The sequence below is a fragment of the Caballeronia sp. SL1002 genome (assembly GCF_057814995.1).
In genome coordinates this window covers 1460750-1481906 of sequence record NZ_JBYMUW010000002.1, presented here as the reverse complement: position 1 = coordinate 1481906, position 21157 = coordinate 1460750, and the positions used below count along the sequence as shown (strand labels likewise).

Below are 21157 nucleotides of genomic sequence, written 5' to 3'. Positions count from 1 at the left end.
GATTTATGCAAAAACGTCTGACTTTGCTCGGCTCTACGGGGTCGATCGGCGAGAGCACGCTCGACGTCGTGGCGCGGCATCCGGACCGGTTCTCGGTCTACGCGCTTACTGCGCACCGCAACGGCGACAAACTGGTCGCCCAATGTCTGCGCTTCCAGCCGGAAATTGCCGTGGTCGGCGACGCGGATACTGCCGCGCGGGTCGCAACCGCATTGCGCGCGGCCGGCTGCAAGACGGAAGTGAGCCACGGCCCGCAGGCGCTCGTCGATGCGGCCGCGTCCGAGCAGTGCGATACGGTTGTGGCCGCGATCGTCGGCGCGGCGGGTCTCGCACCCACGCTGGCCGCGGCGCGGACCGGCAAGCGCATCCTGCTCGCGAACAAGGAAGCGCTCGTGATGTCGGGCCAGATCTTCATCGACGCCGTGCGCGACAACGGCGCCGTCCTGCTGCCGGTGGACAGCGAGCACAACGCTGTGTTCCAGTGCCTGCCGCGCGAAGCGGCGCTGCACGGCGGCGTATCAAAAATTGTGCTGACCGCGTCGGGCGGCCCATTCCGCACCCGCGATCCAGCGAGCCTCGTGCACGTCACGCCCGATGAAGCCTGCAAGCATCCGAACTGGGCGATGGGCCGCAAGATCTCCGTCGATTCCGCGACGATGATGAACAAGGGGCTCGAAGTCATCGAGGCGCACTGGCTGTTCGATCTGCCCGGCTCGCGCATCGAGGTGCTGATTCATCCGCAAAGCGTGATCCATTCGATGGTGTCCTACGCCGACGGCTCGGTGCTCGCGCAACTCGGCAATCCCGACATGCGCACGCCGATCGCCCACGCGCTCGCGTTCCCGGATCGCGTGCAATCGGGCGTCGCGCAACTGGATCTCGCGCAAGTCGCCACGCTCACGTTCGAGGCGCCCGATTTCGGCCGTTTCCCGTGTCTCGCGCTCGCGCTGAAGGCGCTGGAGGCGGGCGGGATCGCGAGCACGGCGCTCAACGCGGCGAACGAAATCGCCGTCGAGGCTTTCCTGCAGCGCCGGATCGGCTTCATGGCGATCGGTGACGTGGTCGAGCGCGTCCTGAATGCACTGCCGAACACGAGCGCGGCGACGCTCGACGCCGTGCTCGCCGCCGACGCCGAAGCGCGCCGTCTGGCGACGGGTTTCGTCGATACGATCGGCATGCCGACTGCCACGCCGCAACCGCAGCCCGCTGCTCACTGAAACTCCTTCTGAGCCGCCCATGAACTTCCTGACTGAAATCGTAGCGTTCATCGTCGCGATCGGCGTACTCGTCGTCGTGCACGAATTCGGCCATTACAGCGTTGCGCGGTGGTGCGGCGTGAAAGTGCTGCGATTTTCGGTCGGCTTCGGCCGCCCGCTCGTGCGCTGGGTGAGCAAGAAAACGGGCGTCGAATGGACGATCGCGGCGCTACCGCTCGGCGGCTACGTGAAGATGCTCGACGAGCGCGAGACGGACGCCGAGATCGCCTCGGAAGACCTGCCGCGCGCGTTCAACCGTCAGCCGGTCGCGAAGCGCATTGCGATCGTCGTGGCCGGTCCGGCGGCCAACTTCATCCTCGCCATCTTGCTGTTCGCCGTCGTGTTCGCGGGCGGCGTGACGGAGCCGGCGGCGGTTATCGCCACGCCGGCTACGGAAAGCGCGGCCGCGCGCGCGGGTTTCGAGGGCGGCGAAACGGTCGTGTCGATGCGCGATGCACGCGGCGGCGATGCCGAGCCGATTCGCTCGTGGTCGGACCTGCGCTGGAAACTGCTCGACGCCTCGTTCGATCACCGGCGCGTCGTGCTGACCGCGAAGAATCAGGACGGCACGTTCGACTTTCCGCTCGACGTCGCGGGCATCACCGATCAGGACGCCGAACACGATTTCATGGACACGCTCGGCTTCATGCCGGGCGGTGGAACGCTGTCGGTCGCGGGCGTCGAAGCGGGCAGCGCCGCGCAAAAGAGCGGGCTTGTCGCAGGCGACAAGTTGCGCGCGATCAACGGACATGCAATTGGCAGTCCGACGAGTTTCATCGATTTCGTGAAGACGCATCCCGGTCAGCCGGTCGCGCTCACCGTGGAGCGCAACGGCGACGCGCGCATCGTGACGGTCGTGCCGGACCTGCGCCGCGATGCGGACAGCGGCCGGGAAGTCGGCCGGATCGGCGCGTCGCTCGCCAATCAGGTGCCGACCGTGGACGTGCGTTACGGGCCGGTCGAAAGCCTGCGGCTCGGCGTGAATCGCACGTGGGACATCAGCATGTACTCGCTGCGTATGTTCGGCCGGATGATCGTCGGCGAGGCTTCGCTCAAGAATCTGTCCGGACCCGTGACCATCGCCGATTACGCAGGAAAAAGCGCGCGGCTCGGACTATCCGCGTTTTTATCGTTTCTCGCACTTGTCAGTATTAGTCTCGGGGTGTTGAACTTGTTGCCCATTCCGGTATTGGACGGTGGGCATCTGTTATATTATTTGGTTGAAGCCATTACCGGCAAGGCCGTATCAGATCGCTGGCAGCTGGTTCTTCAACGGGCGGGCCTCGTTTGCATCGTCGCATTGTCGGCAATTGCACTCTTCAACGACCTGGCTCGCCTGATCCGTTTTTGATCCATTTTCACAATGTCTGGCGGCGTCTCCTGAGGGACCGCCGGACCTGATGCAGCTATACACACTGGGGAAGCACGTTGTTCAAACCTCATCGCTTTGTTCCTAAATCGGCGGTAGCCGCGGCACTCGCCGCAACTGGCATGGCGGCACACGCGACAACGCCTTTTGTCGTGCAGGATATCCGGATCGACGGTCTTCAGCGCATCGAACCGGGCTCGGTCTTCGCTTATCTGCCGATCAAGCAAGGCGAAACGTTCACCGACGACAAAGCGTCCGAAGCCATTCGCGCACTCTACGCAACCGGCTTTTTCAGCGACGTTCAAATCGCGACGCAAGGCAATGTCGTCGTGGTCCAGGTTCAGGAACGCCCGGCCATTTCGCAAATCGAGTTCGCCGGTCTCCACGAATTCGACAAGGACAACCTGACGAAGGCGCTGCGCTCCGTCGGGCTTTCGCAAGGCCGTTCGTACGACAAGGCGCTCGTCGATAAAGCCGAACAGGAACTCAAACGTCAGTACCTGACGCGCGGTTTCTACGCCGCCGAAGTCACGACCACTGTCACGCCGGTGGACCGCAATCGCGTGTCCATCCTGTTCTCGGTCGCGGAAGGTCCGAGCGCCAAGATCCGTCAGATCAACTTCATCGGCAATAACGCGGTCAGCACGAGCACGCTGCGCGACGAAATGCAGTTGTCCACGCCGAACTGGTTCTCCTGGTACACGAAGAACGATCTGTACGCGAAGGAAAAGCTCACTGGCGACCTCGAGAACGTCCGCTCGTATTACTTGAATCACGGCTATCTCGAATTCAATATCGACTCCACGCAGGTGTCGATTTCGCCGGACAAGAAGGACATGTACCTGACGGTCACGCTGCATGAAGGCGAGCCGTACAAGATTTCGAGCATCAAGCTGAGCGGCAATCTGCTCGACCGCGAAGCCGAACTCACCAAGCTGATCAAGATCAAACCGGGCGAGCGTTTCTCGGCTGAGAAGCTGCAGGCTACGACCAAGGCCGTCGTCGACAAACTGGGCGAATACGGTTACGCGTTCGCGCAGGTGAACGCGCAGCCGGCCATCGACCAGACCAACCACACGGTCGATCTCACGCTGCAAGTGGACCCGAGCCGCCGCGTCTACGTGCGCCGCGTGAACATCAACGGCAATACGCGGACGCGCGACGAAGTCGTGCGCCGCGAAATGCGCCAGCTCGAAAGCTCGTGGTTCGATTCGAGCCGTCTCGCGCTGTCGAAAGATCGCGTGAATCGTCTCGGCTACTTCACCGATGTCGATGTGACTACGATTCCGGTCGAAGGCACGAATGACCAGGTGGACGTCGACGTGAAGGTGGCCGAAAAGCCGACCGGCGCGATCACGCTGGGCGCGGGCTTTTCGTCGACCGACAAGGTGGTGCTGTCGGCGGGCGTTTCGCAGGACAACGTGTTCGGCTCCGGTACGAGCCTCGCGGTCAACGTCAACACGGCGAAGACCTACCGCACGTTGACGGTGACGCAGGTCGATCCGTACTTCACGATCGACGGTATCAAGCGCATTACCGATTTGTATTACCGCACGTATCAGCCGCTGTATTACTCGACCGATTCGAGCTTCAAGATCGTGACGATGGGCGGCGACCTGAAATTCGGTATCCCGTTCTCGGAACAGGACACGGTGTATTTCGGCGCGGGTCTGGAGCAGAACACGCTCGACGTCGATTCGAATACGCCGCAAAGCTATATCGACTACGTGAACGAGTTCGGCCGCGTGGTGAACAACGTTCCGCTGACGGTGGGCTGGTCCCGTGATAATCGCGACAGCGCGCTGGTTCCGAGCCGCGGTTACTTCACGCAGACGAACGCCGAGTACGGCACGCCGCTCGGCGGCACGACCTACGCGAAGTTCGACGCGCAATTCCAGTATTACTATTCGTTCGCGCGCGGTTTCGTGCTGGGCTTCAACTTGCAGGGCGGTTACGGCAAGGGCTTGAAGGGTCAGACGTATCCGATCTTCAAGAACTACTACGCGGGCGGTATCGGCTCGGTCCGTGGCTATGAACCGAGCTCGCTGGGTCCGCGCGACGCCAAGACGAACGACCCGATCGGCGGTTCGCGCATGGCCGTGGGTAACGTCGAACTGACGTTCCCGTTGCCGGGCACGGGCTACGACCGCACGCTGCGCATCTTCACCTTCCTCGATGGCGGTAACGTCTGGGGTGATCCGGGTCAGGGCGGCACGAGCAGCGGCGCGAACGGTCTGCGCTATGGTTACGGCGTGGGTCTCGCGTGGATCTCGCCGATCGGCCCGCTCAAGCTGAGCCTGGGTTTCCCGCTGCAGAAGCATGAAGGCGACCAGTACCAGAAATTCCAGTTCCAGATCGGCACGGCGTTCTAACGTGGCGCTCTGCAACTCGTTTCTGCAATTTAGCAACGTGAGGAAGACTTTGCGAACCGGTAAGCTCTCGAAACAGGTGGCGTTGGCGCTTGCGCTGTCGATCACTCTCGGCCTCGCGGGCGTCGCCACGGCGGACGCTCAGGAAGCCCGGATTGCAGCTGTCAATTCCGACCGCATCCTGCGCGAATCGGCGGCGGCGAAGGCCGCGCAGGCCAAGCTCGAACTGGAGTTTTCGAAACGCGACAAGGCGCTGCAGGAAATGGCGCAGCGCCTGAAGACGATGTCGGACTCGATGGACAAGAACGGTCCGTCGATGTCGCCGACCGACCGCGCGGCACGCCAACGCGATCTGTCGCAGCTCGATGCCGATTTCCAGCGCAAGCAGCGTGAATTCCGGGAAGACCTGAACCAGCGCCGCAACGAGGAACTCGCGGCGGTGCTGGACCGGGCGAACAAGGTCATCAAACAGATCGCGGAACAGCAGCATTACGACCTGATCGTGCAGGAAGCGGTCTACGTGAGCCCGCGTATCGATATCACCGATCAGGTGCTGAAGGCGCTCGCCGCCGCCAGCGCGAACTGATCAGGAGCGCAACAGGCATGGCATCTGGCATTGCTATCCCGCTCGCCGAACTCGTCAAACGGTTCGGCGGCGACATCGCCGGCGAAGCAACGCATCGCGTGGGCGGCCTCGCGCCGCTCGATCAGGCGGGGCCGGAACAACTCGCGTTCCTGGCAAACCAAAAATACTTGTCGCAGGTCGAGACGACCCGCGCGGGCGCGGTGCTGATTTCGCCCGCCGATCTCGAAAAAGTCACGGCACGCGAAGGTCGTAATTTCATCGTCACGCCGAATCCTTACGCTTATTTCGCGCGCGTCGCGCAGGCATTTATCGATCTCGCCGCGCCGAAAATCGCGCCGGGCGTGCATCCGAGCGCGTTCATCGACGCGTCGGCGAAAATCGCGGCGAGCGCCGTGATCGGCCCGCATGTGACGGTGGAAGCGGGCGCCGTGATCGGCGAGCGCGTGCGGCTCGACGCGGGCGTCGTGATCGGCCGGAACGTTAAGCTCGGCGACGACGTGCATCTGTATCCGAACGTCACCGTGTACTACGGCTGCAAGCTCGGCGCGCGCGCGATCGTGCATGCGGGCGCGGTGATCGGCGCGGACGGCTTCGGTTTCGCGCCAGATTTCACCGGCGAAGGCGATGCGCGCACCGGTAGCTGGGTGAAGATCCCGCAGGTCGGCGCGGTCGATATCGCGGAGGACGTCGAAATTGGCGCGAACACCACGATCGATCGCGGCGCGATGGCCGACACGGTCATCGAAACCTGCGTGAAGATCGATAATCTCGTGCAGATCGGCCACAACTGCCGCATCGGCGCGTACACGGTCATCGCCGGGTGCGCGGGCATCGCGGGCAGCACGACCATCGGCCGCCATTGCATGATCGGCGGTGCGGTGGGCATTGCGGGGCACGTGACGCTCGCCGATTACGTGATCGTCACCGCGCAGTCGGGCGTGTCGAAGTCGCTCACGAAAGCCGGCATGTACACGAGCGCGTTCCCGGCCGTGAACCACGCGGACTGGAACAAAAGCGCGGCGATCGTGCGCAATCTCGATAAACTGCGGGACCGCATCAAGGCGCTGGAAGCCGCCGCCGCCGAGCGCGGCGAAGGCGACGCGCACTTGAAGCAGGAAAGCTAGCAAGTATTCGAGGCAGGCACGACCAAGCTGTACGCCAACAAGGCATAAGCCGAAAAGGCAACAGGCCAACCAGGCAGGAGACGGGCGCGCCGTGCCAAGAGCCGGCCGTCCCACCATTCCAGCATCCCGGCGGGGCGCCTCGCGCGTCCCGCAGTCAACACCCGCGCTGTCAGCGCGCGAGCAGAACGACTATGAGCACCGAAAAAATCAACCTCGACATCCACAAGATCCTCACATTGCTGCCGCATCGGTACCCGATCCTGCTCGTGGATCGCGTGCTAGAACTTGAGCCGCACAAGAGCATCAAAGCGCTTAAGAACGTGTCGATCAACGAGCCGTATTTTCAGGGTCACTTCCCGACGCGTCCGGTCATGCCGGGCGTGCTGATTCTGGAAGCGCTCGCGCAAACCGCGGCGCTCCTCACGTTCGCCGAACAGCCGAGCGATCCGGAAACGACGCTGTATTACTTCGTCGGGATCGACGGCGCGCGGTTCAAGCGCGTGGTCGAGCCGGGCGATCAGCTCATCCTGAACGTCACGTTCGAGCGCTACATGCGCGGCATCTGGAAGTTCAAGGCGCGCGCGGAAGTGGACGGCGCGGTCGCCGCCGAGGCCGAACTGATGTGCACCGTGAAAAGCACGGAACCTGACGCGAAGTAACGAGCCGAACGGCTCGGGAAACACGAAAACAGAACACAAGGCGAGGGCGCATGAGCAAGATTCACCCTACCGCGATCATCGAGCCGGGCGCGCAACTCGATGAATCCGTTGAAATCGGCCCTTACGCGATCGTCGGCCCGAACGTCAGCATCGGCGCGGGCACGACGGTCGGGTCGCACAGCGTGATCGAGGGCCATACCAGCATTGGCCGCGATAACCGGATCGGCCATTACGCGTCGGTGGGCGGTCGGCCGCAGGATATGAAATACCAGGGCGAGCCGACCCGGCTCACCATCGGCGACCGCAACACGATCCGCGAATTCACGACCATCCACACCGGCACGACGCAGGATGCGGGCCTCACGAGCATCGGCGACGACTGCTGGATCATGGCCTACGTGCACGTCGGCCACGATTGCCGCCTCGGCAACAACATCATCATGTCGAGCAACGCGCAACTGGCGGGCCATGTGATCGTCGGCGATCACGCGATCGTCGGCGGCATGTCGGGCGTGCACCAGTTCGTGCGGATCGGCGCGCACTCCATGCTGGGCGGCGCTTCGGCGCTCGTGCAGGACGTGCCGCCGTTCGTGATCGCGGCCGGTAACAAGGCCGTGCCGCACGGGATCAACATCGAAGGTCTGCGACGTCGCGGCTTCACGGCGGAAGCGATTTCCGCGCTGCGCTCGGCGTATCGCGTGGTGTACAAAAACAGTCTCACGCTGGAAGAAGCCAAAGTGCAACTGCGCGAACTGGCTGCGGCGGGCGGCGACGGCGATGCGCCGGTCACGGCGTTCGCCGATTTCATCGACGCGTCGCAGCGCGGCATCATCCGCTGATCGCCGCCTAGATGACGCTGCTACCCACTCCCTTGCGCATCGCGATGGTCGCCGGCGAGCCTTCCGGCGATTTGCTGGCGGCTTCGCTCCTCGGCGGCCTGAACGAGCGGCTGCCGGCCGGCACGCAGTACAGCGGCATCGGCGGCCCGCGCATGACAGCCGCCGGTTTCGACGCGCACTGGCCGATGGACAAGCTCACCGTGCGTGGCTATGTCGAGGCGCTTCGGCACGTGCCCGAAATTCTCGGTATCCGCAACGAACTCAAGCGGCAGTTGCTCGCCGATCCGCCGTCGGTGTTTATCGGCGTGGACGCCCCCGATTTCAATTTCGGGCTGGAACAGCCGCTGCGCGAAGCGGGCATTCCTACGGTGCATTTCGTCTGTCCGTCGATTTGGGCGTGGCGCGGCGGTCGCATCAAGAAGATCGTGAAGGCCGTCGATCACATGCTGTGCGTGTTTCCGTTCGAAACCGCGTTGATGGAGAAGGCGGGCGTCGCGTCCACGTATGTCGGCCATCCGCTCGCGGACGAAATTCCGCTCGAACCGGATGTCGCGGGCGCGCGGCGCGAACTCCGGCTGGCCGAAGGCGGGCCGATTATCGCGGTCCTGCCGGGCAGCCGGCGCTCGGAAATCGCGCTGATCGGTCCGACGTTCTTCGACGCCATGGAGTTGATGCAGCTTCGCGAGCCGGGCGTGCGTTTCCTGATGCCCGCGGCGAATCCGGCGTTGCGCGAACTGCTGCAGCCGCTCGTCGACGCACATCCGAATCTCGCGCTCACCATTACCGACGGCCGCGCGCAAACCGCGATGACCGCCGCCGACGCGATTCTGGTCAAGAGCGGGACGGTCACGCTGGAAGCCGCGCTGCTGAAAAAGCCAATGGTGATCTCGTATAAGGTGCCCTGGCTCACGGGCCAGATCATGAAGCGCCAGGGTTATCTGCCGTATGTCGGCTTGCCGAACATTCTGGCCGGGCGCTTCGTGGTGCCGGAAATTCTGCAGCATTTCGCGACGCCGGAAGCGCTCGCCGATGCCACGCTCGCGCAGTTGAACGACGACGCAAACCGCCGTACCCTGACCGATATCTTCACCGAAATGCACCTGGCGTTGCGTCAAAACACGGCGCAACGGGCGGCGGAAGCGGTCGCGACGGTGCTCGAAACCCGGAGGCCGCGTTAATGCCGAAGGCGATCCAGCAGGCGGGGCTGAATTTCGAGTCGCCGTTCGACGTCATTTGCGGCGTCGATGAAGCCGGTCGCGGGCCGCTCGCCGGGCCGGTGGTCGCGGCGGCGGTGATCTTCGATCCGGCCAAGCCGCGCATTCGGGGGCTGGACGACTCGAAGGTGCTGAGCGCGAAAAAGCGCGAGGAACTTTACGAGAAGATCGTCGACCGCGCGCTCGCCTACTGCGTCGCATCGGCGAGTGTCGAGGAAATCGACACGATCAACATTCTGCACGCCACCATGCTCGCGATGAAACGCGCGGTGGAAGGTCTTTCGGTCGCGCCGACGCTCGTCAAAATCGACGGCAACCGGTGTCCGACACTGTCGATCCGCTCGGAAGCCGTGATCGGCGGCGACGCGCTCATCGCGCAGATTTCGGCAGCATCGATACTCGCGAAAGTCACGCGCGACCGCATGCTGCTGCAGCTTCACGACGCGCATCCCGTCTACGGTTTCAACGCGCATTCCGGCTACGGCACGCCGCAGCATCTTGCCGCGCTGCTCGAACACGGGCCGTGTGAGCATCATCGACGCTCGTTCGCGCCGGTGCGCGAGGCGCACGCGCGCTTTGGCATCGTGCTGCTGCCAGTCGTGCTTCCCACCGTGGCGCCTGCGGTGATCGACGCGGCGACCGCCGAGCAGGATCGCGACGCGCGCGCATTCTAAAACCCTTTGTGAACGCCTCGTGAAAGCCATTACCTCGCGGGACAATCCGCTTTACAAGCGTCTGAAGGCGCTCGCCGGATCGACGGCGCAGCAGCGCCGCAGCGGTCACGCGTTGCTCGAAGGCTTGCATCTCGCGAGCGCGTATCTGGACGCCGCGGGTCAGCCGGAAACCTGCGTCGTGACCGAGGGCGCGTTGCAGCACGCGGAAGCGCGGGAGATCGTCGAGCGTATCGATCCGTCGCACGTCGTGACACTGCCCGATGCACTCTTCGGCCAGCTTTCGAGCGTGGTCCACGGCGTCGGCATGTTGCTGCTGGTGGAGAAGATTCAGTCCGCCGAGCCCGCGCGCGTCGCGAATACCTGTGTCGTGCTCGACGGGGTGCAGGACGCAGGCAATGTCGGTTCCATTTTGCGCAGCGCGGCGGCGGCGGGTGTCGGCGCCGTGTATTGCATGCCGGGAACGGCCTACGCGTGGTCGTCGAAGGTGCTGCGATCCGCCATGGGCGCGCACTTTTTGCTCAATATTTTCGAGGATATCGAGCCCGCCGGCCTGATTGCGCGGCTCGACGTGCCGGTCACCATCACCGATTCGCACGGCGCGACCGTGCTCGATCGGTGCGACTTGTCGGGACAGGTTGCGTGGGTTTTCGGCAACGAGGGCGCGGGTGTGTCGCAGGTGTGGCGCGATGCCGTTACGCATCGGGTGACGATTCCCCAGCCGGGCGGTATGGAGTCGCTCAACGTGGCGGCCGCGGCCGCTGTGTGTCTCTTCGAGCAGTGCCGCCAGCAGCGCGGTATCTAGGCTCGTTCGGTGTTGCCGGGCCTTGTGTTGATGGATGGTCCTCGGTTGGTTTGCTGGCGCTTTGGTTTTGTTTGCTTGCGCTTCTTGGAACTTGCACGTGGCTTGGTTTGCTCACGCCCTTCGCTTTTGTTTGCCTATGCTTCTTGGGAACTTGCTTTCGTGTAGGTCTATTAGCACGCCGCTATGCGCGGCAGCAGTCACTTTCTTTGCTGCTGCAAAGAAAGTAACCAAAGAAAGCAGCTAGTCCGTCTAAGTGTCCACCACGAATGGTTTCCGGGAGTGGTGCGCAAGCTGATTCGACCATCGCACCACACTACAGAGTGGAGCCGCTCATTCATCCCGGCAGGCATAAATGCCTGCCGGAACGGCATAACCGAATAAACCAAACCGAGCGCCGGTTTGTAGGTACGCCCGTCGTCCGAGCGCAGCGAGGACGGACCTGACAGATGCTGTGCCAATACCAACGAATGCGAGTTGCCATAGTCAGCCTGCGTGCCTATCTGCAAGGTTATGGGTGGTGGACACTTAGATGGATAAGCTGCTTTCTTTGGTTACTTTCTTTGCTGCTGTGTACAGACCGGAGACATAGTTGACACATGTACGAGGACATCGTTGACACCTGATGTTCAGGGTTTTGCTGCTTTCAGGTCAAGTTTTGCAATGCGTTGATGGGCAAACCAGAACTCAATTACGCCGTCTTCGTCGTGCTTTGGACGTGCGGCCACGTACAGCCCTTTGAGCGCAGTCGACAGACGCAGCGCCTCGCCTCTAAAACGCACCAGGCCATTTGAATTGACCCGCAGCACCTCGTCGGCAGGCCCGTATTGCGGTTCTGGCAGATGCTCGGGCATCGTCCGCGGGCTGGGCTGGTAGCGGCTCACCGGCGTCGCCAGGTCCAGCGCCTCATGCGGGCGTTGCGTGTTGTACACCTGTCGCCAGCGTTCCAACTCCTGCTGCACGTGGGCGTGGGTCGTGAACACGTGCCGCGCCAGCACTTCAGCTTTCAGCGACCGATGAAATCGCTCATCCTTGCCATTCGTCTGAGGATGATACGGTCGGCTGTAGCTCACGTGAATACCCAGTCTGATCAGCCACACCGCAAGCTCGGTCAACTGGCCCGGCGCACTCGGGGAGCCCCAAGGCGCACCGTTATCGGTATTGATGCGTGACGGTAGCCCATAGCAGCGAAACGCCCGCTTGAGCTCGGTCTGCACGACTTCCGTGGTAGTCCGGCCGCAGGCGGCGAGCACGATGTTAAAGCGCGAGTGGTCGTCGAGCACGGTCAGCGGCGCACAGCGGCCACCCTCCAGGGTCGGGAAATCGCCCTTGAAATCCATCTGCCACAGCGCATTCGGATGCTCGTGCTCGAAGCGCTGCCAGGGCCGCTGCGGTCTGTCCTCAGGCGCGTGGAGCAGGTCGTGACGGCGCAGGATCTCGGTGATCGTGGAGGGTGCGGGCACATTGGCGTGGCCGAGATCTTGCAGACGACGCTCGATCTTGCGTCCGCCCCAGCCGTACTCGCGGCGCAGGTCGAGCACGACGGCGACGATCTCATCGGGTGAGCGCGCGGGACTGTTGTGCGGACGACGCGAGCGATCGACGAGACCTTCAAGGCCTTGCGTCGAGTGGCGGGCAAGCCACTTGTAGCCGGTCTGGCGGCTGACGTTGAAACGTCGGCACAACTCGCTGAACGGCACGCGCCGTTGGGTGGCGAGTTGAACGAATTCCTGTCGGAGACTCATGGTGTCTTTTACGTTCCACGGCATGGGAGGATTTCGGGCGTTCGATTACCCGAAAGTGTCAACCATGTCTCCGTACACCTGTCAGCTATGTCTCCGGTCTGTACACAGCAGCAAAGAAAGTGACTGCTGCCGCGCATAGCGGCGAGCTAATAGACCTACACGAAATTAAGTTTCCAGAAAGCGTCCGAACATCAAACGGTGTAACCCACCCACCCTCAAGCCGCCCACGGCGCCAAATCCCGTGCTGCTTTCTTTGGTTACTTTCTTTGCAGCTAGCCAAAGAAAGTGACTGCTGCCGCGCATAGCGGCGTGCTAATAGACCTACACGAAATTAAGTTCCCAGAAAGCGTCCGAACATCAAACGGTGTAACCCACCCACCCTCAAGCCGCCCCACGGCGCCGAATCCCGTGCTGCTTTCTTGGGTTACTTTCTTTGCAGCTAGGCAAAAGAAAAAGTGACTGCTGCCGCGCACAGCGGCGTGCTAACAGACCTACACGAAAGCAAGTTCCCAGAGCTCTCGCAAACAAAAGCAAAACCACAAGCAGACCAGACCCGCCCGCCCCGCACAGGGCAGCGCTAATAGACCTAAAAGACCTAATAGACCCACACGAAAGCAAGCTCCCAAAAAGCGCTAACCGATAAAAAGCAAAAGAGCGCGATCAAACCGAGAACGCTGCAAATCCCCCAAACCGCAGATAAGCAAACTCACCCCGAGTCAGCCCCGTGGGCTCATTCAATAATACGAAGGTCGTTCGAGCTTGATTTCCTGCAGGATCGTGGTCGCGATTTCCTCGATGGATTTATGCGTCGAAGACAGCCACTTGATGCCTTCGCGCTTCATCATCATTTCGGCTTCGTTGATCTCGTAGCGGCAGTTTTCCGGCGCGGCGTACTTGCTGCCCGGTCGGCGCTCGTTACGGATTTCCGCGAGCCGCTGCGGATCGATCGACAAACCGAACATCTTGTCGCGGTAATCGAGCAGCGGCGTGGGCAGTTTGCCGCGTTCGAAATCCTCGGGGATCAGCGGATAGTTCGCCGCCTTCACGCCGTACTGCATCGCGAGATACAGGCTCGTCGGCGTTTTGCCGCTGCGCGACACGCCCACCAGAATCACGTCGGCATCGACGAGATTGCGGTTCGACTGGCCGTCGTCGTGCGCGAGCGAGAAGTTGATCGCCTCGATCCGGTTCTTGTACTCCTCGGTGTCCGCGTTCTGGTGGACGCGGCCCATCGCGTGCGTGGACTTGATGTCCAGTTCGTGTTCCAGCGGCTCGATGAAGGTCTGGAACATGTCGAGCACGAGCGCGTTCGAGCGCTTGAGGATCTGGTTCGACTCGCTGTCCACGAGCGTCGTGAACACGATCGGACGACGACCGTCGAGCGATACGGTTTCGTTGATTTTTTCGAGCGTGGCGAAGGCCTTTTCGCTCGAATCGACGAACGGCACGCGCACGAGCCTGAATTTCTGATCGAACTGAGAGAGGATCGAGTGCGCGAACGTTTCGGCAGTGATCCCGGTCCCGTCGGAAACGATGAATACGGTAGGCGGCATCGGAGTGTGAAGGGAACGGAAGTGGACGGACGTGCTCAAATCGACACGCGCTCGAGTCAATCGCTAAGTTTCACTGACTCAGTGACTACTTAAGCCGCAGCGCGCCGCGACGTGTGCGCCGGCGCACTCAACACGCAAAGCGCGGGCCATTTAGGTGCGCAATTCTTGACTCGGCCGGAACATTTCGCAAGCCGGCACGGTAGAATAGCGGCAACCTGTTCGATAAGCAATTGCGGACAATTCACGATCGGATTGCGCTTAAAACGGCAAGTTTTGTGAGTTTTCGATACCGAAAGTAACACTTTCGAGTGAATTCCGGCGCATTCGCAATTTTGACGCGCGATCGCTTATCAAACAGGTTATGCAGGTTGCGGTACGTGCTTCCAATGAGCGCCGCCGCATCGAGCCCACTTGCATGATCGTGAATTTCTTCCACCTTAGGGGCTTGTATGACTAACGCAGTTAATGTTGCGAACGATGTCGCAAAGGATCAGGCGTATGTAGTTCCATTCGAGCAGTTGCGAATGACCGACGTGGATATCGTCGGCGGCAAGAACGCTTCGCTCGGCGAGATGATCAGCCAGCTAGCGGAAGCCGGTGTGCGCGTGCCTACGGGCTTCGCGACCACGGCGCTTGCCTTTCGCGACTTCCTGCATCACAACAACCTGACCGAGCGCATCGCCAAGCGGCTCGAACTCTTCGACGTCGACGACGTCAAGGCGCTCGCGGAAGCCGGCAAGGAAATCCGCCAGTGGATCGTCGATGCGCCGATGCAGCCGCGCCTCGAAGCGGACATCCGCGCCGGTTTCGTCACGCTGCAAAACAGCTCCCCTGAGGAACTGTCGTTCGCCGTGCGCTCGTCGGCGACCGCCGAGGACTTGCCCGACGCATCATTCGCCGGTCAGCAGGAAAGCTATCTGAACGTGGTCGGCATCGAGGAAGTCCTCGATCGCATGAAGCACGTGTTCGCGTCGCTCTACAACGACCGCGCCATCTCCTATCGTGTTCACAAAGGCTTTACGCACGCCGAAGTCGCGTTGTCGGCGGGTGTGCAGCGCATGGTCCGCTCGGACGTGGGCGCGGCCGGCGTGATGTTCACGCTCGACACCGAATCGGGCTTCAAGGACGCCGTGTTCATCACGTCGAGCTACGGCCTGGGCGAAACGGTGGTGCAGGGCGCGGTGAACCCGGACGAGTTCTACGTCTTCAAGACCACGCTCGCGCAGGATCGCTACCCGATCATCCGACGCTCGATCGGCTCGAAGCTCATCAAGATGGAATTCACGAAGCCGGGCGAGCCGGGCCGCGTGAAGACGGTCGACGTGACGCACGAGCAGCGCAACCGCTTCTCGATCACGGACGAAGACGTGATCGAACTCGCGAAATACGCGGTGATCATCGAGAAGCACTATGACCGCCCGATGGATATCGAATGGGGCAAGGACGGCCGCGACGGCAAGATCTTCATTCTCCAGGCGCGTCCCGAAACGGTGAAGAGCCAGGCCGTCGGCAAGGCGGAAATGCGCTTCAAGCTCAAAGGCCAGTCGAACGTGCTCGCCACGGGTCGCGCGATCGGCCAGAAGATCGGCGCGGGTCCGGTGCGCGTGATTCACGATCCGTCGGAGATGGATCGTGTGCAGCCGGGCGACGTGCTGGTCGCCGACATGACCGACCCGAACTGGGAGCCGGTGATGAAGCGCGCGGCGGCCATCGTGACGAATCGCGGCGGGCGCACCTGCCACGCGGCCATCATCGCGCGCGAGCTGGGCGTGCCGGCGGTGGTCGGCTGCGGCGACGCGACGGACGTGCTGAAGGAAGGGCAACTGGTGACGGTGTCGTGCGCGGAAGGCGACGAAGGCCGGATCTACGACGGTCTGCTCGAAACCGAGGTCACGGAAGTGCAGCGCGGCGCGTTGCCCGAGATTCCGGTCAAGATCATGATGAACGTCGGCAATCCGCAGCTTGCGTTCGATTTCTCGCAATTGCCGAACGCGGGCGTCGGTTTGGCGCGTCTCGAATTCATCATCAACAACAACATCGGCGTTCATCCGAAAGCCATTCTGGAATATCCGAACATCGACGCGGACTTGAAAAAGGCCGTGGAAAGCGTGGCGCGCGGTCATGCGTCGCCGCGTGCGTTCTACGTGGACAAGCTGACCGAAGGCATCGCCACCATTGCGGCGGCGTTCTATCCGAAGCCCGTGATCGTGCGTCTTTCGGACTTCAAGTCGAACGAGTACAAGAAGCTGATCGGCGGTTCGCGCTATGAGCCGGACGAAGAAAATCCGATGCTCGGTTTCCGTGGCGCGTCGCGCTACATCGCGGAAGACTTCGCCGAAGCGTTCCAGATGGAATGTATCGCGCTGAAGAAAGTGCGCGAGGAAATGGGCCTGGACAACGTTGAAATCATGGTGCCGTTCGTGCGGACGCTGAAGCAGGCGGAACGCGTGGTCGGGTTGCTGGAGAAGTTCGGCCTGAAGCGCGGCGTGAACGGCCTCAAGCTGATCATGATGTGCGAAGTGCCGTCGAACGCGATTCTCGCCGAAGAATTCCTGCAATTCTTCGACGGTTTCTCGATCGGTTCGAACGATCTGACGCAGTTGACGCTGGGTCTGGACCGCGATTCGGGCATGGAACTGCTCGCCGCCGATTTCGACGAGCGAGACCCCGCCGTGCAGTTCATGCTCAAGCGCGCGATTGAAACGTGTCTGCGGTTGAACAAGTACGTGGGCATCTGCGGTCAGGGTCCGTCGGATCATCCGGACCTGGCTGAATGGCTTGCGAAGGAAGGCATCGCCTCGATGTCGTTGAATCCGGATACGATCATCGAGACGTGGCAGACGCTGGCGAAAGCCTTGAACAAGTAAGCTTTTGTCAAAGGCGACGCGGCGCCGCTTTCGGGCAGGTTTCGAAAGCAGTCGCCGTGCTATAAACACCCCGGATATTCCGGGGTGTTTTTGTTTGTAGTTGAGGTTCTGGAGGCAACTATGGCCGCAAGCGGATATGTCTGGTGGATCGCGGCGGGCGTGCTGATCGTGATGGAGCTGTTCACCGGCACGTTCTACATGCTGATGGTCGCGCTCGGGTTTATCGCGGGTGGTTTGGCGCACTGGTCGGGCGCGCCGCTCGCAGTCGAACTCGCGGCGGCGGCGCTCGTCGCGCTGGTTGCGGTCGTCGTGCTGCGCCGTTCGCGGTTCGGTCTCGCAAGACGCCGCGATGCGTCGCGCGATGCGGGTGTGAATCTGGATATCGGCGAGACGCTGCAGGTCGTGCAGTGGCACGCCGGTCACGCGCGCGCGATGTATCGCGGCGCGGAATGGGATGTGGAACTCGCGCCCGGTGAAACCGAGGGCGCAGAGTGGTATCGGATTACCGCGATGCAGGGCAGCCGCCTTGTGGTCTCGGCGAAGCGCTGAGCCGAGCGGCATCCGCTCAGGTCAGCGATTAAAAAAGGAGTGACGCCATGGACGTAACAATTGTCGGGGCAATTCTGCTGGTGATCGTGGTCGTGATCGCTGCGCAGACGATCAAGATCGTGCCGCAACAGCACGCATGGGTGCTGGAACGCCTGGGCCGCTATCACGCGACGCTCACGCCGGGGCTGACCATCGTGCTGCCGTTTATCGACCGGGTGGCGTACAAGCACGTGCTGAAGGAAATTCCGCTCGAAGTGCCGAGCCAGGTCTGTATCACGCGCGACAACACGCAGTTGCAGGTGGACGGCGTGCTGTATTTTCAGGTCACGGACGCGATGAAGGCGTCGTACGGATCGAGCAACTTCGTCTACGCCATCACGCAGTTGTCGCAAACCACGCTGCGTTCGGTGATCGGCAAGCTCGAACTCGACAAGACTTTCGAGGAGCGCGATTACATCAATCACAGCATCGTGACCTCGCTCGATCAGGCCGCATCGAACTGGGGCGTGAAGGTGCTCCGCTACGAGATCAAGGACCTGACGCCGCCAAAGGAAATCCTCCACGCGATGCAGGCGCAGATTACCGCCGAGCGTGAAAAGCGGGCGGTGATCGCGGCGTCCGAAGGCCGTAAGCAAGAGCAGATCAATCTGGCGTGGGGCGCGCGGGAAGCGGCGATCCACAAGTCCGAAGGCGAGCGCCAGGCGCAGATCAATCAGGCGCAAGGTCAGGCGTCGGCGATTCTCGCGGTGGCGGAAGCGAACGCGCAGGCGATCGAAAAGGTCGGCGCGGCTATTCAGTCGACCGGCGGCATGGAAGCGGTGAACCTGAAAATCGCCGAGCAGTATGTGGGCGCGTTTGGCAATCTGGCGAAGCAGGGCAACACGCTGATCGTGCCGGGCAATTTGTCGGACATGAGTTCGATGATCGCGTCGGCGCTCACGATAATTAAAGGCGAGGGCGGCGGCGGTGTGATCAAGAAGGCCTGAGCATTTCAGCCAGCCAGAACGCAAAAAGGGACGTCCGTGGACGTCCCTTTTTGTTTTGCGCGGGCGGACTCGCGGAAAACGCGTTCAGCCCGTCGGATTGCGCATAATGCGTGCTTTTTCGCGTTCCCAGTCGCGTTTCTTCTCGGTTTCGCGCTTATCGTGCATTTTCTTGCCCTTCGCAAGTCCAATCTCGCACTTCACGCGTCCACCCTTGTAGTGAAAATTGAGCGGGACGAGCGTGTGCCCGCGCTGCTCGACCTTGCCGATCAGCTTCGAGATTTCCTCGCGATGCAAAAGCAGCTTGCGCGTGCGCACCGGATCGGGATGAATGTGGGTGGAGGCTTCCGGCAGCGGGCTGATATGCGCGCCGATCAGATAAAGCTCGTCGTCGCGAATGATGACGTAGCCTTCCTTGATCTGGCCGCGTCCGGCCCGGAGCGCCTTGACCTCCCACCCTTCGAGCACGAGGCCAGCCTCGTAGCGGTCTTCGATGAAGTAATCGAAGAAAGCTTTTCTGTTGTCGATGATGCTCATGAATGGAAAGTGCCCAACTCGTTTAAAATCACGATTTTAGCAGCGCGGCCGAAGTAAAGCCCGCAATGCTTCCCACTCTTCTCGACCCGTTGCGCCCTTTATGGCAGATGTCCAGAAAACCGTATTGATCCGCCATTCGGCCGAACAGATGTTCGATCTCGTCACGGATGTCGCCGATTATCCCAATTTCCTGCCGTGGTGCGGCGGCGTCGAAGTCGGCCGCCGCGACGACACCAGCATGGAAGCCAAGATCCACATCAATTTCAAGGGCATCAAGCAGCACTTCGCGACGCGCAACGTACACACGCGCCCGTCCAGCATCGACATGGAATTTCTCGACGGCCCGTTCAAGAAATTCACCGGTTTCTGGCGCTTTACGCCCTTGCGCGCCGATGCATGCAAGATCGAGTTCGCGCTGCACTACGAGTTTTCGAACATTATTCTGGAGAAACTGATCGGGCCGGTGTTCAACCATATCGCGCACACGTTCGTCGATTCGTTCGTCAAACGCGCCGATCAGCGCTACGGCAAGCCATGAGCATTCGTGTCGAAGTGTGCTATCCGCTGCCCGACGGCGAAAGCGTGCGAAGCGAGTTGGAACTGGCGGCGGGATCGACCGTCGGACAGGCGATCGACGCCTCCGGTGTCCTTTCCCGTCATCCGGAGATCGATCTCGCGGTGCATAAGGTGGGCGTTTTCGGCAAGATCAAGACGCTCGACGCGCCGCTTGCGGACCACGATCGCGTGGAGATTTATCGCGCGCTGAAGGTGGATCCGAAGGAAGCGCGGCAGCGGCGCGTGCAAAAGACGCGGCGCGCGGGATCGATCGAAGGGCGGCGCTGGCAGGCGAAAGAGTTCCGCTAAGCCAGCGGATTCAATGAGCCGGCGCTTCCGCAACGCCGTCGCGGCCGTCCACTGCATGTTGCCGAACCGACCAGCTCACGCCGCCGAGCAGCAACACGATCGCCAGGACTTCGAGCGGGCGCGGCAGACGCTGATCGTAGATAAACGCGTAGAGCAGCGCGAACAGCGTCTCGAACGCGATCATCTGGCCGGACAACGTAAGCGGCAACCGCTTCGCCGCCGCGTTCCACAGCGCGTTGCCGAGCCAGGATCCGCCGACCGCCATCGCGAGACACACGACCCAGAACAAATGCCAGCGCTCGGCCGGCACGCTGGCCTGTACGGTTCCCGCCGGCAGCGCCAGCACGATCAGCCACACCGCCCCGCCCAGCACGCCCGTCACGATACCCCACAGCACCGACCACTCGTTGCCGTTGAAATGCGGATTATTTTGCAGATACCGCGCGTTGACGACCGCGTACCAGGTCCACGAGACGAGCGCGCCGGTCGCGCAGGCGAGGCCGCCCAGCTTGGTCAGCACGCTCGTCGGAGACGCGCTTGCCGTGGTGAAAACGTCCACGTTGATGCACGCGATGCCGGCGAGCACCATCGCGAGCGGCCAGACCAGCCGGCGCAAGTCGATCGCGCCGTGATCGCGTCGCCCGGCGAGCGTCACGGTCACCGGCAAAACGCCGATGATGAGCGAAGTGGGCGCGACGCCCACCATCTGCACGGCGGTCGCGAGGAACAGGTAATAGAGCAGGTTGCCGACGAGCGCGAGCTTCGCGAGCGCGATCAGGTCGGCGCGAGTGAGTTTGGCGGCGAGCGTGCGCGCGAACGGCAGCGCCGCGGCGAGCGAAACGATGCCGTACATCACGTAACGGCCGCTGCTCAGATAGAGCGGCGAAAAATCCGGCAGCAATCGCGGCGCGAGAAAAATAAAGCCCCAGATGGCGCCGGCCATCACTCCATATACGACACCGCGCTGCATGTTGTTGGATATCCGTGAAAGCGTGAAAAGTCGGGCAAGGCGCGAAGATTAGCAGGCGGCGGCGCGCGGGTCTTGTCGAAATCTGCAATCGCGGCCTGCGTGGGGCGCGCCGTCGGGATGGCTGCGTGCGCTGCCGCAAAAGCGAAAATCGAGTGAACGCGGGACGAACGCAAAAGCGAAATGAGGGGCTGACAGACGGC

At 62.0% G+C, this 21157-nt stretch carries 19 protein-coding genes; 15 read left to right on the top strand and 4 right to left on the bottom strand.

The window, feature by feature from the left end; all coding sequences use genetic code 11:
- Positions 1–5 precede the first annotated feature (5 nt).
- The 10 genes from AC3D25_RS09485 (at position 6) to AC3D25_RS09440 (ending at position 10892) form a co-directional block, all read left to right on the top strand.
- Positions 6–1217 (top strand): 1-deoxy-D-xylulose-5-phosphate reductoisomerase, encoded by a 1212-nt coding sequence (locus AC3D25_RS09485; protein WP_488888159.1) that lies wholly within the window; start codon positions 6–8, stop codon positions 1215–1217.
- Positions 1218–1236: 19 nt separating this feature from the next.
- Positions 1237–2607: an RIP metalloprotease RseP gene (rseP, locus tag AC3D25_RS09480; RefSeq protein WP_488888158.1), complete on the top strand. Its 1371-nt coding sequence runs from the start codon at positions 1237–1239 to the stop codon at positions 2605–2607.
- A 77-nt stretch (positions 2608–2684) separates the two neighbouring features.
- A complete protein-coding gene (gene bamA, locus AC3D25_RS09475; protein ID WP_488888157.1) occupies positions 2685–4997 on the top strand; it encodes an outer membrane protein assembly factor BamA in 2313 nt (770 codons plus the stop codon).
- Positions 4998–5046: 49 nt separating this feature from the next.
- Positions 5047–5580, top strand: coding sequence for an OmpH/Skp family outer membrane protein (locus AC3D25_RS09470; RefSeq protein WP_488888156.1), 534 nt, complete (start codon positions 5047–5049; stop codon positions 5578–5580).
- A 17-nt stretch (positions 5581–5597) separates the two neighbouring features.
- A complete protein-coding gene (gene lpxD / locus AC3D25_RS09465) occupies positions 5598–6704 on the top strand; it encodes a UDP-3-O-(3-hydroxymyristoyl)glucosamine N-acyltransferase (protein WP_488888155.1) in 1107 nt (368 codons plus the stop codon).
- Between the two features lie 191 nt (positions 6705–6895).
- Positions 6896–7363 (top strand): 3-hydroxyacyl-ACP dehydratase FabZ, encoded by a 468-nt coding sequence (gene fabZ / locus AC3D25_RS09460; RefSeq protein ID WP_488888154.1) that lies wholly within the window; start codon positions 6896–6898, stop codon positions 7361–7363.
- Positions 7364–7413: 50 nt separating this feature from the next.
- Positions 7414–8202 (top strand): acyl-ACP--UDP-N-acetylglucosamine O-acyltransferase, encoded by a 789-nt coding sequence (gene lpxA / locus AC3D25_RS09455; protein ID WP_488888153.1) that lies wholly within the window; start codon positions 7414–7416, stop codon positions 8200–8202.
- Between the two features lie 11 nt (positions 8203–8213).
- Complete coding sequence (lpxB, locus tag AC3D25_RS09450) at positions 8214–9380, top strand: lipid-A-disaccharide synthase (RefSeq protein WP_488888152.1); 1167 nt, start codon at positions 8214–8216, stop codon at positions 9378–9380.
- Complete coding sequence (rnhB, locus tag AC3D25_RS09445; RefSeq protein WP_488888151.1) at positions 9380–10090, top strand: ribonuclease HII; 711 nt, start codon at positions 9380–9382, stop codon at positions 10088–10090. The genes lpxB and rnhB overlap by 1 nt, the downstream gene beginning before the upstream one ends.
- Positions 10091–10109: 19 nt before the next feature.
- Positions 10110–10892 (top strand): TrmH family RNA methyltransferase, encoded by a 783-nt coding sequence (locus AC3D25_RS09440; protein WP_488888150.1) that lies wholly within the window; start codon positions 10110–10112, stop codon positions 10890–10892.
- A gap of 626 nt (positions 10893–11518) precedes the next feature.
- Here the strand turns inward: AC3D25_RS09440 and AC3D25_RS09435 are convergent.
- A complete protein-coding gene (locus tag AC3D25_RS09435; RefSeq protein ID WP_488888149.1) occupies positions 11519–12658 on the bottom strand; it encodes an IS481 family transposase in 1140 nt (379 codons plus the stop codon).
- Positions 12659–13368: 710 nt separating this feature from the next.
- Entirely contained in the window at positions 13369–14187 is an 819-nt protein-coding gene (ppsR, locus tag AC3D25_RS09430; protein WP_488888148.1) for a posphoenolpyruvate synthetase regulatory kinase/phosphorylase PpsR, read from the bottom strand.
- 449 nt (positions 14188–14636) lie between these two features.
- On the opposite strand from ppsR, the gene ppsA reads away from it, so the two are divergent.
- From ppsA to AC3D25_RS09415, 3 genes are all read left to right on the top strand, one after another.
- Complete coding sequence (ppsA, locus tag AC3D25_RS09425; RefSeq protein ID WP_488888147.1) at positions 14637–17054, top strand: phosphoenolpyruvate synthase; 2418 nt, start codon at positions 14637–14639, stop codon at positions 17052–17054.
- Positions 17055–17174: 120 nt separating this feature from the next.
- Positions 17175–17603 carry an NfeD family protein gene (locus AC3D25_RS09420; protein ID WP_488888146.1) on the top strand — a complete coding sequence of 143 codons (429 nt, stop codon included), beginning with the start codon at positions 17175–17177 and terminating at the stop codon, positions 17601–17603.
- Positions 17604–17650: 47 nt separating this feature from the next.
- The gene (locus AC3D25_RS09415; RefSeq protein ID WP_488888145.1) at positions 17651–18589 is read left to right on the top strand and encodes an SPFH domain-containing protein; all 939 of its coding nucleotides are present in this window, start codon (positions 17651–17653) and stop codon (positions 18587–18589) included.
- An 84-nt stretch (positions 18590–18673) separates the two neighbouring features.
- Here AC3D25_RS09415 and smpB read toward each other — a convergent pair whose 3' ends face one another.
- Positions 18674–19123, bottom strand: a complete 450-nt coding sequence (smpB, locus tag AC3D25_RS09410; protein WP_488888144.1) for an SsrA-binding protein SmpB — start codon at positions 19121–19123, stop codon at positions 18674–18676.
- A gap of 100 nt (positions 19124–19223) precedes the next feature.
- On the opposite strand from smpB, the gene AC3D25_RS09405 reads away from it, so the two are divergent.
- A complete protein-coding gene (locus AC3D25_RS09405; protein ID WP_488888143.1) occupies positions 19224–19661 on the top strand; it encodes a type II toxin-antitoxin system RatA family toxin in 438 nt (145 codons plus the stop codon).
- Entirely contained in the window at positions 19658–19987 is a 330-nt protein-coding gene (locus tag AC3D25_RS09400) for an RnfH family protein (RefSeq protein ID WP_488888142.1), read from the top strand. Before AC3D25_RS09405 ends, AC3D25_RS09400 begins: the two co-directional genes overlap by 4 nt.
- 10 nt (positions 19988–19997) lie before the next feature.
- On the opposite strand, the gene AC3D25_RS09395 is transcribed toward AC3D25_RS09400, so the two are convergent.
- Positions 19998–20957: a DMT family transporter gene (locus tag AC3D25_RS09395; RefSeq protein WP_488888141.1), complete on the bottom strand. Its 960-nt coding sequence runs from the start codon at positions 20955–20957 to the stop codon at positions 19998–20000.
- Positions 20958–21157: the final 200 nt, after the last annotated feature.

Bases quoted from the DNA above. Each gene is read 5' to 3' on its own strand.
- AC3D25_RS09435 (WP_488888149.1), bottom strand. From the start codon at position 12,658: ATGCCGTGGAACGTAAAAGACACCATGAGTCTCCGACAGGAATTCGTT.
- smpB (WP_488888144.1), bottom strand. From the start codon at position 19,123: ATGAGCATCATCGACAACAGAAAAGCTTTCTTCGATTACTTCATCGAA.
- AC3D25_RS09415 (WP_488888145.1), top strand. From the start codon at position 17,651: ATGGACGTAACAATTGTCGGGGCAATTCTGCTGGTGATCGTGGTCGTG.
- ppsA (WP_488888147.1), top strand. From the start codon at position 14,637: ATGACTAACGCAGTTAATGTTGCGAACGATGTCGCAAAGGATCAGGCG.
- lpxB (WP_488888152.1), top strand. From the start codon at position 8,214: ATGACGCTGCTACCCACTCCCTTGCGCATCGCGATGGTCGCCGGCGAG.
- rnhB (WP_488888151.1), top strand. From the start codon at position 9,380: ATGCCGAAGGCGATCCAGCAGGCGGGGCTGAATTTCGAGTCGCCGTTC.
- rseP (WP_488888158.1), top strand. From the start codon at position 1,237: ATGAACTTCCTGACTGAAATCGTAGCGTTCATCGTCGCGATCGGCGTA.
- AC3D25_RS09400 (WP_488888142.1), top strand. From the start codon at position 19,658: ATGAGCATTCGTGTCGAAGTGTGCTATCCGCTGCCCGACGGCGAAAGC.
- ppsR (WP_488888148.1), bottom strand. From the start codon at position 14,187: ATGCCGCCTACCGTATTCATCGTTTCCGACGGGACCGGGATCACTGCC.
- AC3D25_RS09405 (WP_488888143.1), top strand. From the start codon at position 19,224: ATGGCAGATGTCCAGAAAACCGTATTGATCCGCCATTCGGCCGAACAG.
- lpxD (WP_488888155.1), top strand. From the start codon at position 5,598: ATGGCATCTGGCATTGCTATCCCGCTCGCCGAACTCGTCAAACGGTTC.
- fabZ (WP_488888154.1), top strand. From the start codon at position 6,896: ATGAGCACCGAAAAAATCAACCTCGACATCCACAAGATCCTCACATTG.
- AC3D25_RS09420 (WP_488888146.1), top strand. From the start codon at position 17,175: ATGGCCGCAAGCGGATATGTCTGGTGGATCGCGGCGGGCGTGCTGATC.
- AC3D25_RS09395 (WP_488888141.1), bottom strand. From the start codon at position 20,957: ATGCAGCGCGGTGTCGTATATGGAGTGATGGCCGGCGCCATCTGGGGC.
- AC3D25_RS09485 (WP_488888159.1), top strand. From the start codon at position 6: ATGCAAAAACGTCTGACTTTGCTCGGCTCTACGGGGTCGATCGGCGAG.
- lpxA (WP_488888153.1), top strand. From the start codon at position 7,414: ATGAGCAAGATTCACCCTACCGCGATCATCGAGCCGGGCGCGCAACTC.